Source organism: Mycobacterium sp. SVM_VP21, assembly GCA_024758765.1.
Taxonomy (GTDB): Bacteria; Actinomycetota; Actinomycetes; order Mycobacteriales; family Mycobacteriaceae; genus Mycobacterium; species Mycobacterium heraklionense_C.
Genome location: CP101406.1, coordinates 1,500,656 through 1,514,398 on the forward strand (window position 1 = coordinate 1,500,656; position 13,743 = coordinate 1,514,398).

Sequence of the window (13,743 nt, forward strand, 5' to 3'; positions counted from 1 at the left end):
CGGCGAAGTCAACTCGCCAGCCGAGACCGGACCAGCTGCCGCTTGATGCGGTCGGCCAGTTCCCCGGGGTGGCGGCGGACATCGTCCACAACGATCGGAATCAAGGTCCAGCCGACGTCCTGGATACCGCCGAGCCGGATGCGGTCACGCAGCATGGCCGGGCCTCCGGCATGCCAGTCGATACTCTCGTACTCTGCGGCCACCCTCACCTCCGGCCAGGCGAAATCAGCCCGCCAGACCTCACCGTTACGGCCATAGATCGGGTACTGCAACTCAGGAGTTGGGACGTCGTAGTCGATCATCACCAGCCGCGCTTCGCTTTCCATTTCCGATCCCGACCGCCCGTCGACATATTGCAGCAGGTCACGCACCGCGACGATTCCCCGGCGCCCCCGCTGCTCAATTACCGCCTGCTCAAGCTCGCTCACGGTGCACCAGCCCGAGCGCAAGGCGCCGTCAAGTGTTGCGAGCACACGGGGTCGACGCAGTTCACGCGCGACCTCGACCGCGGTCCACGCCGGAGCCGTGGCTAAACGCCCTGCCACCACACTCAATTGAGCCCCTCGACGCTGATGCACCATCAGACCTAAGGTCGGGCGCATGCGCACCCCCGGATCCAGGACATGAATCGCGGTGGTGTTCTCGGTGTCAAAATCGTAAAGCGCAGCCGCGGTTCCCATACAGGCAACGGCACGCTGACCCATGAACAGGTCTAGCGCCCGCAGCCGCCCCGGCAGGTCGGGCTCCGTCTCGGCGTAAACGCCGTACCAGACCCGCACCAGTCCGCCCTTGCGCACCTGCACGTCGAGTTGCTGACGAGTCATCACCGTCAACAGTTGTGCGGTGGTGGCCAATCCACCGGCGTTCCGAAGCAGCCTGCGCGCGTCGTCCAACATCCCCGCAGTGTGTGTAAGTACCGCTTCTGCGGCCAGTCACCCCTGTGGACAGCTGCTGAGCAGACAGAGAATCGCACTGGCGGGGACTCCCGCGTGCGATTCTCTGTCTGCTCGCGCCAGGAACTCGCGCCAGGAACTCGGACCTACAGGTCGCGGAGTTCGCGTTTGAGGATCTTGCCGGTGGGGTTACGCGGCAGCTCCTCGAGGAAGACCACCTCGCGGGGCACCTTATAGCGGGCCAGGTGCTCCTTGACGTAGACCTTGATGGTGTCCTCGTCGACGCTGGAGCCCTCCTTCTTAACCACGAAGGCCCGCAGCCGTGCACCCCACTCCTTGTCCTCGACGCCCAGTGCGGTCGCCTCGATCACGTCGGGGTGCCCGCTGATCAGGTCCTCGACTTCGGCAGGGAAGACGTTCTCTCCACCGGAGACGATCATCTCGTCGTCGCGGCCGCTGACGTAGAGCAGCCCGCGCTCGTCGAAGTAGCCGACATCGCCCGACGACAGCAGGCCGTCGATGATCTGCTTGCCGCCGCCACCGGTGTAGCCCTCGAACGGGAAGAAGTTGCCGACGAAGATCCGCCCCACCTCGCCCTGCGGCAGTTCGTTGCCGTTGTCGTCGAGGATCTTGACCTTGACGCCCTTGACCACCGGGCCCACCGTCGCCGGGTTGTGCTGCAGGTCGGCGGGGCCGGCGATGGTGGCAAACGCGACCTCGGTGGACCCGTACATGTTGTAGATGACCGGTCCCAGATCCTTCATCGCCCTACTCGCCAGTTCGGCGCCGAGCTGCGACCCGGAGACGAACACGATCCGCAGGTTCGACAGGTCCGGTTTGGGACTCGTTTTCTCCAGCTGGTCGAGGATCCGGGACAACATGACCGGGACGACGACCATGCCGGTCACTTTGTGCTTTTCCAGGTCCTCCAGCACGGTGGCCGGCTTGAAGCGGCGCCGCAGCACCAGGGTCGAGCCGAAGAACATGGCCAAGGTGCCGTGCAGATAGCCCAGCGCGTGGAACATCGGCGACGGCAAGGACGTCACTTCACCGGCGCGGAACGGCACGTGCGACAGGATGCCGCCGATCGGCGCGAGCGTGGGCGGCGTGCTGCGGTTGGCGCCCTTGGGGGTGCCGGTGGTTCCGGACGTCAGGATGATGATCGAGGCGTGCTTGGTGATCTTGGGTGCGGGCGCCTTGCTGCTGCGTGCGATCAGCTGCGCCAGCGTCTCGTCGGTGCTACCCGACGGTTCTTCGGTATCCGGGTTGACCCCCAGTGCCCGCAACTTGCCCAGCGTCGGCTCAGCCTGCGCTACGGCGGTGGTGTACTCGTCGTCGTAGATGATCAGCTTGGCGCCTTCGCGTTCGGAGACGTCCTTGATCTGCGGGCCGGAGAATTCACTGTTCAGCAGGATCAGCCGAGCGCCGACCCGGGCGCAGCCGTAGTTGGCGATCAGGAACCAGCGATGGTTGCGTGCCAGGATCGCCACGCCGTCACCGCCACGCACCCCCATCGCGAGCAGGCCGTTGGCCACCGCGTTGACGGCATCGTCCAGTTCCTTGAATGTGATGCTGCCATCGTCGTCGATCACGGCGACGCCGTTCGGGTTACGACGGGCATTGAGCGCGGGAATCATCCCCAGCTCGCCCCAGCGCGCTCCGTCGGCGAGTGCACTGGCGATCACCCGTGGGGACTCCAGCTTCAACGCGCCGGACTGCAGGATCTTGCGCAGATAATGCAACTCGGCGCCACCGCGTTCGAGATAGCGACCGAGCTTGTTTGCAGCCTGGCTGGGCAGGTCAGTGAGCTTAGCCATGGGACAACCTTATGTGACGCAGATCGCCGTCGGGCGGCGGATTGCGGCCTCTCATTAACATGACGTCATGGCCGGCGGGATGTCGCTGGAGGTTGCGGGACACCGGGTGGTGGTCACCCACCCGGATAAGTTGGTGTTCCCCGGTGGACGAGGCTCCACCCCGCGCACCAAGATCGAGCTGATCCACTACTACCTGTCGGTGGCCGACGGTGCGCTGCGCGGGGTGGCCGGGCGGCCGATGATCCTCAAACGCTTCGTCGACGGTATCGACGCTGAGGCCATCTTCCAGAAGCGGGCACCGGCCAACCGGCCGGATTGGGTGTCGGTCGCTGAGCTGCACTATGCGTCGGGCCGGTCGGCGCAAGAGGTCGTCGTCGACGACGCGGCCGGACTGGCCTGGGTGATCAATCTGGGCTGTGTGGATCTCAACCCGCACCCGGTGCTCGCCGGCGACCTCAACCATCCCGACGAGCTGCGGGTCGACCTCGATCCGATGCCGGGAGTCGGCTGGTCGGAGATCGTCGAGGTGACGCTGCTGGCTCGTGAGGTACTGGCCGACCACGGGCTGACGGCGTGGCCGAAGACGTCCGGCTCGCGAGGCATGCACATCTACGCGCGGATCGCTCCACAATGGGAGTTCTCGCAGGTGCGGCTGGCGGCACAGGCGGTGGCCCGCGAGATCGAGCGGCGCGCACCGCAGTTGGCCACCAGCCGGTGGTGGAAAGAGGAGCGGCACGGCGTCTTCGTGGACTTCAACCAGAACGCCAAGGACCGCACGGTCGCCTCGGCGTACTCGGTGCGGGCCACCGACGATGCCCGGGTGTCGACGCCGCTGTATTGGGATGAGGTCGCCGACGCCGACCCGGCGTCGTTCACCGTGGATACGGTGCCGGATCGCTTCGCCCAGATGGGCGACCCGTGGGCGGGCATGAACGACACGGTCGGCGGGCTGGAGTCACTGTTGGAATTGGCCGACGCGCAGGGCCCTGCGGAGAAGGCGCCGCGCGGCGCCCGCAGGAGCGTCGACGGCCGGCGGACGTCACCGCTGCCGTTGATCGAGATCGCCCGCACCAAGACACGCGGCGAGGCGATGGCTGCTCTGGACGTCTGGCGGGAACGGCATGCCGCAGCGGCGAAACAGCTTGCCCCGGAGGATGTTCTGCTCGATGGCATGCGTGGTCCGAGTTCGATCTGGTACCGGGTCCGCATCAACCTGCAGCACGTCACCGACGCTCAGCGCCCACCCCAGGAAAAGTTGATCGCGGACTACAGTCCGTGGAGTCGGAAGGGCGCCAAGGGCTGATCTGCGATCAGGGCACGGTGATGCCGGCGGCCAGGTTCGCGGCGACTTCCTTCTCCCAGTGACCGAATGCATGGGTGGTGTCGATCTCCACCTCGAACCGGTCGGTCATGTCGGGGGTGACCGCCGCGGCGTCGACGTAGAACTGCTCGTACCACCGGCGCAGTTGGTACACCGGACCGTCCTCTTCGGTGAGCAGTGGGTTCTCGACAGGCGCCTTGTGCTTCCAGATCTCGACGTCCTCCAGGAATCCCGCACCGAATGAGCGGCTCATCGCGGCGGCGAATTTGGTGGCCTTCTCCACAGGCAGATTCGGCATCTGCTGGACGGCGACGCCCCACTGCAGCATGAAGGAGTCCTGCGTGACCGGGTAGTGACAGTTGATCAAGGCAATCTCGGCGGTGAAATCCGGCGCGAGATCGTTGTGCAGCCAGTTGATCATGTAAGCCGGCCCAAAATAGGTCGCCTCGGAGCGCAGGTAGGTGCCCTCCCACAGTTTGTCGGCACCCGGGGAGTCCGGCCGGACCTTGCTCTCCATGTACTGGCTGGCGTTAGAACCCTCGATGACGTTCTTGAAGTAGGTCGGATACGAGTGGTGGATGTAGAAGAAGTGCGCCATGTCGACAACGTTGTCGATGATCTCTCGGCAGTTGGCGCCTTCGATCAGAACCGAGTCCCACTGCCACGGCGACCACCGGCCGGCATCCATTCCTTCGATCTGCGGCGGGGTCAGCTCCGGCGGCGGCGTCGAACCCTCCGGGTCGTGCCACATCAGCAGTTGGCCGTTGACCTCGCAGGTGGGCCAGCGTTGGGTTCGCGCTATCCGCGGCGGCCGCTTGGCGTAGGGCACCTGCGCACACCTGCCGGTTGAGCCCTGCCAACGCCAGTCGTGGAAGGGACACGCCAGGGTGTCGCCTTTGATGGTGCCCCGGGACAGGTCGGCGCCCATGTGCCGGCAGTAGGCATCCAGCACGTGCACGTCGCCGCTGGAGTCGGCGAACACCACCAGGCGGGACCCAAAGGCGTTGATGCCGTGGGGTTTACCGTCCCGGAAGGTCTCAGCCAGACCCAAGCAGTGCCATCCCCGGGCATACCGGTTCTTCGGCGTGCCGTGGTCCAACTCGCGGATCGCGCAGTCGTTCATGGTCCCTACCCTTCGCCTCGCAGGTAGCTTTGCCGGCCGTGGGAAGTGAATTCGGCGTCCAGTGCACGCTTCTCATCGTCGGTCATGCGGGTGTATTCGGGGGTACCCCGCCCGGCCCAGCGATATACCGGTTCGTCGGTGTGCCAGCGTTGGGCCTGCAGTTCGCGTTTGAGCACCTTGTTCGAACCGGTGACCGGCAGGCCAGCCGAGATCCGCAGAAAGCGTGGGAAGCCCTTGCGTCCCAAGTCGGGCTGGGCGGCCAGATATCCGGCGAAGCCTGCCGCATCGAAGCTGTCGGGGTCGGCGACCTCGACGGCACCCATCACCTGATCGCCGGAGCGAGGGTCGGGCACCGCGTAGACACCGGCGCTGATGATCAGCGGGTGCCGGCGCAGTACTTGTTCGATGGTCAGCGCGGAGGTGTTCTCCCCATCGACCCGGATCCAGTCGCCGCGGCGGCCGGCGAAATACAGGAAGCCGGCCGCGTCGCGGTACCCGAGGTCGCCGGTCCAGTACCAGCCGTCGCGGATCTTTTCAGAGTCTGCCGTGTCGTTCTTGTAGTAGCCCTCGAAGTCTCGGGCCCCGGTCCTGTCGACGATCTCGCCGACCGCCTCGTCGGCGTTCGATACCCTGCCGTGCTCGTCGAGGACCGCGGTGGCGCACTCGGCACGGGTCTGCGGGTCGACGATGGCGATGCCCGCGTGCGCCGGACGGCCCAGCGCGCCGGGCGGCGCCGCCGGATCCGGTATCGCGGCATTGCCGCCCTCGCTGGAGCCGTACCCCTCGTGCAGCACAGCGCCGAACCGGCGGAGAAACTCCGCCTGGTCCTGCGGCGACGCCTCGGTTCCGAAGCCGCGGACCAGGGCGTTATCGGCATCGTCGGGCTGTTCGGCGGTGGCCAGCAGGTAGCCCAGCGCCTTGCCCACGTAGGTGAAGAACGTGGCACCGAAATAGCGCACGTCGGGCAGGAACTGCGACGCCGAGAACTTGGGTGTCAGACAGATCGTGGCTCCGTTGGCCAGCGCGGGCGCCCACAGCGCCATGATCGCGTTGCCGTGAAACAGCGGCATGCAGCAGTAGTCGACGTCGGAGCGCACGTGGCCGAATTTGGCGGTGGCCATATCGGCGATCCGGACCAGCCGACCCTGGCTGCACTTGACCGCCTTGGAGGCACCGGTGGTGCCAGAGGTGAACAGCAGCAGCAACAACGATTCCGGCCCCACGCCCGCGGCGGCGGCCGGCTCCACCCGGTGTTCGTCGACCAGTCCGGCATAGCCGGGCTCGTCGATCACCAGGAAGCGCTCGGGGTCCAGCCCGTGGTTCAGGCCGCACAGTCGACCCATCCCGATGGTGTCGGTGACGATCAGCTGACAATCTGCGTGGCGGATCTCCGCGGCCATTTCGGCATCGCCGCGGGTGGGATTGATGCCGACGATGACCCCGCCCGCCAGCGCGCCGGCACCAAGCCAGAACACGAAATCTGGCACGTTGTCCAACAGCACGCCGATGTGAAACGGCCCATCCCGGCGCAACTCCGCAGCCATCGCGGCGCGCGCGGCGGACTCGCGCACCACCTCGTCCCAGGTCCAATCCCGTTGCCGGGTGCGCAACCCCAGATGCCGGTCGCCGATGCGGTCGAGCAGCATCCCCGCGATATCAGTGGGCATTCGCCGCGGGCGCGTGAACGAGATCGACGTACTGCTGCGGGAGGTCTTCACGGGCCACCGGGGTGACGCTGCGCACGCCGGCAAAGTAGGAGTCCTCACCGACGATCTTGCCGCCGGCATCGAGCGGCCACAGCAGCGCCTGTCGGTACACCACCAAATAGTCGGCGTCGGGATCTTCGACTTCCACCCCGAGAATGGCGGTCGCCAGGGCGCCCGGGTAAAGCTGCTTCATGTCGCCCTCGGTGACCACGCAGTCGTCGTCGACCACCAGCCGGTCGATGGCGAACTCCAACACGTTGGTGCGGGTCGCCATGAAATTCGAGTAGTAGGTGTGCACGCCCTCGGTGGTCTTCGGACCGACATCCTGACCGCCCATCCAGAAGTGGTAGTCCGGCTCAGCGCTCAGCGTCCCCATCACCTGGTCGAGGTCGGGCGAAGCCTCGCCCTTCATGTGCTCGATCACTACTTCAAGCGCGGCCCGATGCCGCTCGTTGGTGGTTTCGGCCAACCGCTTCTCCAAGGGGGCCCAGGTCCGGCTGGGGTCGATCACGGCCACGATTCTCGCTCCTTCTTTTCAGGTGGTGATCATCATCACTGCAATCGCCGATGCCGGTCATCCGCCATACGTCTGCTGAATCATGGATCTTGACCGACGATTGTCGGTTCGGTGGCGGTGAGCTCGGCCGATGAGAGCGCGATACGGCGCACAAAGAGCACCAGGGTGGCCGTGAATCGATCGATCGGGTCGGCCAGATCCCAGCCCATTGCCGACTCGACGTGGGCGATGCGCGCCGCCACCGTGCTGTGGTGCAGGTGCAACTGAGCGGCCGTGCGGCGCAGCGATCCGAGCACGCAGAACGCCTCGGTGGTGTCGACGTCGTGCGCACCCGCCGGTTTTGCCGCGATCGCGTTGATCCGCGCCACGTCGTGGTGCCGCAGCACCTGCTCCAGCGGCAGGTCGGCCAGCAGCTCCAAGACACTCAGCCGTTCGTAGGCGACCGCCCGGCGCCCGTAGTGGGTGGACGACGCGAATCGCAGTCCCCGCTGCGCCTGCTGCCAGGAGGCCGCGGCCCCGAACACGGTGGTCTTGGCGCCGATCCCGACCCACGGCCCGCGCCCCACCTGCGCCGGCAGCGGTGGCGGAAAGGCCGCGATGATGGCCGCATCGAGCCGGTCCGACAAGGACCGGGCGTCTTCGGAGCTATAACACAGCAGCGCCGTGTCGGCGCCGATCGTGACCGAGCGGACCGGCTGGTCGCCGAGTTCGCGCACGACCACACGCAACGCCTCGGCAGGCGATCCGGCCGACACCGCCAGCACCCGGACCTCGCGGGTCTCATCGAGACCCAACAGCCGGATCGCACGGGCCCGCTCCGCGGGTAATTCATTGTCGGACAACACCAGTTCTAACAGCGCTGGATCGCCCAACCGGACGGTCGCGCCGGCCCGCGATGCCGCCATTCGCAGCGCGTGGCGTACTCGGTCGATCAGGACCTCGTCGAGCGGAAGGGCTGCACGACCGGCGCGTTCCAGGAAGACCTCCGGTTCGGTCGCCGAAGCCCACCGCACATCCACCCGGCATTCGGCAACGGCTTCAGCGGACAAGATCACCGCTTCGGCATCGGCCGACGACTCCAGGAGCGCATCGAAGTGGGCGACCAGCTGCAAGACGGCCGCCGGGTCAGTGCCCAGCTCCGATAGCCGAATCGGGGCGACGCTCACCAGCGCAGGCTACCTGCATCGGCGTGCCGGAGATCGGCTTACGACGAGGGCGCCGAGCCGATGAACGCGACTGCGGCGCGCACCGCCTGGGGATTGCGCATGATGCGGTAGTGCGCCAGGCGCCCAAGGCCGTTCGTAGCGGTCACGCTCGCCCCCGGCCACCGGGATGCCAGCTCCTCGCTGGTAGCAAAGGGACTGTCTGGATCGTCCGGGTCGTGCACGATCAGCAGCGGAGGCGGATCTTCCAGGCACGACGCCAGATGCGATAGGTCTGCGTGCAGCAGTGGGAATCCCAGCCGGCGGTCAAGCCGGCGGTGCAACGCGTCGCGGATGCGCGGACCGAAGCCGTGCCGCCGCGCGAACCAGTCGAGGTAGTGAGCGAAGCCACCCATCGGCGCCAAGAAGACCAACCGTTCGGCAGATGTTCCCCACAACAATGCGAGCGCAGTGGCCTTGGCGCCGAGCGAGTGCGCAATTATCGCCCGCGCGGGTCCGTGGGCGTCCACCATGGCCTGCACCGCTCGCCCGCACTCGGCAATCGTGGTGCGTCCCGGTGCCAGTTCGCCCGGCCCGGATTCATGGTGGCTGGGCAGGTCGAAGGCGACGACCCGATGCCCGGCCGCAACGAGCGGTTTGACGAAGACGCCCAGGTGCGCTCGACATCCGCCCCAGCCGTGCACGAGGTACACCGTTGGTCCCTCGCCCCATGCTTCGCCCACGATGCGATGGCCTGACCATGATGCTTCCACGGCCTCGCCCACGCCCGTACCGGGTGGCATGCGCGTCGACTTCGCCTCCGGCGGCGTACACCACAACTCGATCGCCCAGCGCGCGCCCAGTCGTGGCGCCAACCACTCCAGAACGCTGAAGGCCCTGCGGACCGAGCGCGAGACGTCGGGCTCCAGCCCGGACCCTTGCGTTGCGTGCACGGCATCGACATCGGTCACAAATGCAGTTCCTCTCGGGCACCAACGGCACTGCGCCTCGTTGGCCACCGATCACCTTAGAACCTGCCAGGGGCGGCGCGCTTCGGCCGACCGGCGCATCAGTAACCGCGCCAGGTGACCTTCGACCTGGTTGTCCGGGACTTCAACAATGAGACCGGCTAGTTGATCGTGAAGCCGCCGTCTACCGCGATGGTCTGTCCCGTGACGTAGCCACCGGCATCCGAGGCAAGCCACAGCACCGAGGCTGCGAGATCTTCCGGGTCTCCCATTCGACCCAGCACGATCCGGTGCGCGACGCTGTCGAGGTAGCCGGGGCGGTACTGATCGGTCATCTCGGAGGCGAAGAAGCCGGGCGCGATCGCGTTGACCCGAATGCCTTTTCGGCTCCCCCACTGCTGAGCCAGGTCCCGCGTCAGACCAATCAGGCCGGCCTTGCTGGCTGCGTAGGCCGCCTGCGGCAACCCGGCCGTGGTCAGGCCCAAGACGCTGGAGATGTTGACGATGGACGAACCCGGCTGCATCACCCGTCCGCAGGCCTGCGCCGCCCAGTAGGCCCCGTTGAGGTTGATGTCGATGACCTCCCGGAACTGCTCGGGAGTCTCCCGGGTGGCGGGATGCGCCGTGCCGATGCCCGCATTGTTGATCAACACATCGACCCGGCCGAATCGCTCAATGGCGGCTTCGACCATCCTGGTCGCCGCCTCCGGGTCGGTGACATCGGTCGCCACCGGCAGAGCTGCGCGTCCGGCAGCGGTGACGAGTTCGGCCGCCTCTGCAAGCTTCTCCACCCGCCGCGCTGCCAGCACGACGTCCGCGCCGGCCTCGGCGAAGGCCCGGGCGAAATACACGCCGAGGCCCGAGGACGCCCCGGTCACCACCGCGACCTTGCCGTCCATCCGAAACTTGTCCAGTACGCTCACCCGACTCACCTTTCTCGATTTTTCTCCGGTTATTTCAACGCATTTCGCGCCGCAGCGATGAACTCCGGCGCAGCCTGTGCCGCCTCACCGGCATTCTGCACGTCTTTCGCGCCATGCTGGGCGCGGTGAGTGATCCCTTCGGCGATCACCCCGATTTTGAAGTTCGCCAGCGCCTCATAGAAGTCCCAGTCGCCCAGGTCCCGGTCGGAGAGCCGCGCGTACTCCTCGGCGAGGGCATCGGCCGACGGCAGACGTGCACTGGTCCACGCGGCGGGGTGGCCGAATACCAGGTCGAATGCCGGCGACCGGTAGGCGCACATCAGCGCAATATCGGTGAGTGGGTCGCCGAGGGTGGAAAGCTCCCAGTCCACAACTGCCCGAATGACGTCGGCCTGCTCGGGATCGCAGATGGTGTTGTCGATGCGGAAGTCGCCGTGCACCACCGAGGGTTGCGATGTCTGCGGGATCGCGTCGGCCAGTGCCGCGACCAGCTTCGTGACATCGTCGGACAGCGCATCATCGTTGCCGGGCGTTTTCACCAGTTCCCACTGGCGGGCCCACAGGCGCACCTGCCGCTCCAGGAAACCGTCTGGCCTGCCGAAGGATTCGAGCCCGACGTCGTGGTAGTCGACCGCGTGCAGATTCACCAGAATCTGCACCAGCGCCGAGGCGTTGGCCGCCAGTTCCGCATCGGACAGGGTGTCCAGATCGTCCTTGTGACGGTAGACCCGACCGGTCACGAACTCCGTCACGGTCAACGGCGCACCGCACACGGTGCCGTCGGCGTCGAACGCCACGGGCCGTGCGATCGGAACACCGGTGCCGTAGAGCTTGTCGGTGACGGCGAATTCACGGCCCACATCGTGAGCCGACGGGGTCAGGCCGCCGAGCGGAGGCCGGCGCACGACCCAGGCCGACGATTCGTCGCTGACCTTGAAGGTGAGGTTAGACCGGCCTCCGGCGATCAGTTCTACGGTGAGTTCTCCCTGAACCGGAACGTCGTTGGCGATGAGGTATCGCCGTAGGGCAACCGGATCCAGGGCTTCGACCGTCACTGCGCGGCGTCCTTGCGAGCGCGCCGGGCAGCCCCGAGCCGCCGCTTGGCGATGGCCCAGCGGTGTACCTCGGAGGGGCCGTCGTAAACCCGGAACGGACGGACCTCGCGGGAAAGCCGCGCCGGGGGCAGGTCCTCGGTGACGCCCAGCGCACCGCACATCTGCACGCTTCGGTCGACGATCCGGAAAATCGCCTCGGCGGCGAACGTCTTGGCGATCGACGTCGCGTCGCCGGCGCCCGAGCCCTGATCGAGTTCCCAGCATGCGCGCACCAGCAGCGCTCGGGTGGCGGCGATGTCGATTTCGTTGTCGGCCACCATGTTCTGGATCATGCCCAGATCGCCGAGCGCCGATCCGAATGCCTGACGCTCAACGACATGCGACAGTGCGGTGTCGTGGCCGCGACGCGCGGCGCCGAGCCATCGCATGACATGCGTCATGCGTGCAGGCCCGAGACGCACCTGGGCGTATTCGAAGCCGCGGTCCACCTCGCCGAGCACCGCTTCCTCGGAAACCCGAACGTCGTCGAAGAACACCTCACAGTGGCCGCCCACCATGGACCGGTCCAGGGTCGGGATGTGTCGGCCGACGGTCAGCCCCGCGGTGTCGGCGGGGACCAGGAACATGGTGGCGCCGCCGCGCTGGCCGGGCTCCCCGGAGGTGCGGGCCATGACGATGAAGAATCCCGCGCCGTCGGCGCCGGTGATGTACCACTTGCGGCCGGTGATGTACCAATCGCCCGACCGGCGTTCGGCCTTGGTCGTCAGCGCTGACGGGTCCGAACCCGCGCCCGGCCCCGGCTCGGTCATCGCGAACGCGGACCGCACGTCGCCGGCAGCCAGAGGCGCGAGGTAACGCGCCTTCTGTTCGGGGCTGGCCACCTCCGCCAGCAGGTGCACGTTGCCCTCATCGGGAGCGGCGATGTTCACCGCAGCCGGACCGAACAGTGAATAGCCGGCAGCTTCGAAGACCGGCGCCCGGTCGGACATATTCAAACCCAGCCCGCCGTATTCGACGGGAGCGTGCGGCGCGAACACACCCGCATCGCGAGCAGCGGCTTGCAGTTCTTGCACCGCGGCGTCGCCGCCCGCGGCGGCGATATCCCCGCCGAAGCGGTCCTCCACCGGCAACACCACGTCCTCGATGAACGCCCGCGTCTTTTCGACGAGCGCCGACACTTCCGCCGAGTAGCTCAACTCGATCGCCATGACACCCCATCACCACTCTCGCAATGACCGACCGATCACTCGGCCCGAACACTACGGACTGTGACATAGAAGCCCATTTCCCGTCAAAATCGACCATCAGGCATCGTAATTCCCTGCGATATAGTTCAGTAATCCTGAACAAACCGGAGGTGGCCGTGGCGGGATCGCCGGAGTGCGGCATGGCGATCCGCGCCGCCCGTCAGGCCAGAGGTCTGACCGTCCGCGACCTGGCGCAGTGCCTGCAGGTCAGCCCCGCCACGATCAGCGCCATTGAGAACGGCAAGACCGGGATCTCGGTGTCACGCCTCCAGGCGTGCGCCGGGGCGCTGGGTGTCACACCGGCCGAGATCCTGGCGGGCACCGTCTCGGCGGCGTCGACGCACCTGGACCACGCGCGCGCCGACGCCGCCGATTCCCAGCAGCGCGACTGGCGGCGGTTTCCGCCGCTGGCCCTCGACGGCGTCTTGGCCGCGGCCATCGATGCGTTCGTCGAAACCGGCTACCACGGCAGCACCATGCGCGATGTCTCTGCACGCGCGGGCATGAGCGTGCCCGGGATTTACCACCACTACCCCGATAAGCAGGCGCTGCTGGTGGCGATACTCGACCTGACCATGACCGAACTGCACTGGCGGGTCACCGCGGCCCGCGCCGACGCCACCACCGGCCTGCAGGAAGTGCGCCTGGTCGTCGAAGCCCTGGCCTTGTTCCACACGCACCGCCAGAAACTGGCCTTCATCGGAGCCAGCGAGATGCGCAGCCTGACAGCGGCGAATCGGCAACGTATCGCTGACTCACGAAATCAACTGCAGCACACCCTCGACGCCGCGATCGACCGCGCCGCGCGCGAGTCTGACGTTGACGTCGCCGATGTGCTCGACCGCCGGATCGCAGGACGCGCCATCACAACCATGTGCACGTCGCTGCCGCAGTGGTTCAACGCCGACGGTCCTGCCACCCCCGAGGAGACCGCACGTACCTACGCCGATTTTGCGGCCTCCCTGCTCACCAAGCCGCACAGTCCCGGACTGGCTTCCCCACCATGGACAGCCGACGGCAGAATGTGACCC

Annotated in this window: 12 protein-coding genes; 2 read left to right on the plus strand and 10 right to left on the minus strand. The window is 66.8% G+C overall.

Annotation, left to right across the window (positions count from 1 at the left end; all coding sequences use genetic code 11):
- Positions 1-8: 8 nt before the first annotated feature.
- Together NM962_07260 and fadD2 are read right to left on the minus strand one after the other, a co-directional pair.
- Positions 9-896 (minus strand): hypothetical protein, encoded by an 888-nt coding sequence (locus tag NM962_07260; GenBank protein ID UVO13859.1) that lies wholly within the window; start codon positions 894-896, stop codon positions 9-11.
- A gap of 143 nt (positions 897-1,039) precedes the next feature.
- Positions 1,040-2,710, minus strand: a complete 1,671-nt coding sequence (fadD2, locus tag NM962_07265; protein UVO13860.1) for a long-chain-fatty-acid--CoA ligase FadD2 — start codon at positions 2,708-2,710, stop codon at positions 1,040-1,042.
- Between the two features lie 67 nt (positions 2,711-2,777).
- On the opposite strand from fadD2, the gene NM962_07270 reads away from it, so the two are divergent.
- Positions 2,778-4,013 carry a DNA polymerase domain-containing protein gene (locus NM962_07270; protein ID UVO13861.1) on the plus strand — a complete coding sequence of 412 codons (1,236 nt, stop codon included), beginning with the start codon at positions 2,778-2,780 and terminating at the stop codon, positions 4,011-4,013.
- Between the two features lie 7 nt (positions 4,014-4,020).
- On the opposite strand, the gene NM962_07275 is transcribed toward NM962_07270, so the two are convergent.
- From NM962_07275 to NM962_07310, 8 genes are all read right to left on the minus strand, one after another.
- On the minus strand, positions 4,021-5,154 hold the full coding sequence (locus tag NM962_07275) for an aromatic ring-hydroxylating dioxygenase subunit alpha (GenBank protein ID UVO13862.1): 1,134 nt from the start codon (positions 5,152-5,154) through the stop codon (positions 4,021-4,023).
- 5 nt (positions 5,155-5,159) lie between these two features.
- Positions 5,160-6,821, minus strand: a complete 1,662-nt coding sequence (locus NM962_07280) for an AMP-binding protein (protein UVO13863.1) — start codon at positions 6,819-6,821, stop codon at positions 5,160-5,162.
- The gene (locus tag NM962_07285) at positions 6,811-7,377 is read right to left on the minus strand and encodes a nuclear transport factor 2 family protein (GenBank protein ID UVO13864.1); all 567 of its coding nucleotides are present in this window, start codon (positions 7,375-7,377) and stop codon (positions 6,811-6,813) included. The genes NM962_07280 and NM962_07285 overlap by 11 nt, the downstream gene beginning before the upstream one ends.
- 80 nt (positions 7,378-7,457) lie before the next feature.
- Complete coding sequence (locus NM962_07290) at positions 7,458-8,543, minus strand: helix-turn-helix domain-containing protein (protein ID UVO13865.1); 1,086 nt, start codon at positions 8,541-8,543, stop codon at positions 7,458-7,460.
- A gap of 38 nt (positions 8,544-8,581) precedes the next feature.
- Positions 8,582-9,490, minus strand: coding sequence for an alpha/beta fold hydrolase (locus NM962_07295; protein UVO13866.1), 909 nt, complete (start codon positions 9,488-9,490; stop codon positions 8,582-8,584).
- A 158-nt stretch (positions 9,491-9,648) separates the two neighbouring features.
- Positions 9,649-10,410 (minus strand): 3-oxoacyl-ACP reductase FabG, encoded by a 762-nt coding sequence (locus NM962_07300; GenBank protein UVO13867.1) that lies wholly within the window; start codon positions 10,408-10,410, stop codon positions 9,649-9,651.
- A 29-nt stretch (positions 10,411-10,439) separates the two neighbouring features.
- Positions 10,440-11,465, minus strand: coding sequence for a phosphotransferase family protein (locus NM962_07305; GenBank protein UVO13868.1), 1,026 nt, complete (start codon positions 11,463-11,465; stop codon positions 10,440-10,442).
- Entirely contained in the window at positions 11,462-12,673 is a 1,212-nt protein-coding gene (locus NM962_07310; protein UVO13869.1) for an acyl-CoA dehydrogenase family protein, read from the minus strand. Before NM962_07310 ends, NM962_07305 begins: the two co-directional genes overlap by 4 nt.
- Positions 12,674-12,852: 179 nt before the next feature.
- On the opposite strand from NM962_07310, the gene NM962_07315 reads away from it, so the two are divergent.
- Positions 12,853-13,740, plus strand: coding sequence for a TetR family transcriptional regulator (locus tag NM962_07315; protein ID UVO13870.1), 888 nt, complete (start codon positions 12,853-12,855; stop codon positions 13,738-13,740).
- Positions 13,741-13,743 lie beyond the last annotated feature (3 nt).

Coding starts and splice junctions, on each gene's coding strand:
- NM962_07280 (UVO13863.1), bottom strand. CDS start 6,821: ATGCCCACTGATATCGCGGGGATGCTGCTCGACCGCATCGGCGACCGG.
- NM962_07310 (UVO13869.1), bottom strand. CDS start 12,673: ATGGCGATCGAGTTGAGCTACTCGGCGGAAGTGTCGGCGCTCGTCGAA.
- NM962_07315 (UVO13870.1), top strand. CDS start 12,853: ATGGCGATCCGCGCCGCCCGTCAGGCCAGAGGTCTGACCGTCCGCGAC.
- NM962_07260 (UVO13859.1), bottom strand. CDS start 896: ATGTTGGACGACGCGCGCAGGCTGCTTCGGAACGCCGGTGGATTGGCC.
- NM962_07275 (UVO13862.1), bottom strand. CDS start 5,154: ATGAACGACTGCGCGATCCGCGAGTTGGACCACGGCACGCCGAAGAAC.
- NM962_07270 (UVO13861.1), top strand. CDS start 2,778: ATGGCCGGCGGGATGTCGCTGGAGGTTGCGGGACACCGGGTGGTGGTC.
- fadD2 (UVO13860.1), bottom strand. CDS start 2,710: ATGGCTAAGCTCACTGACCTGCCCAGCCAGGCTGCAAACAAGCTCGGT.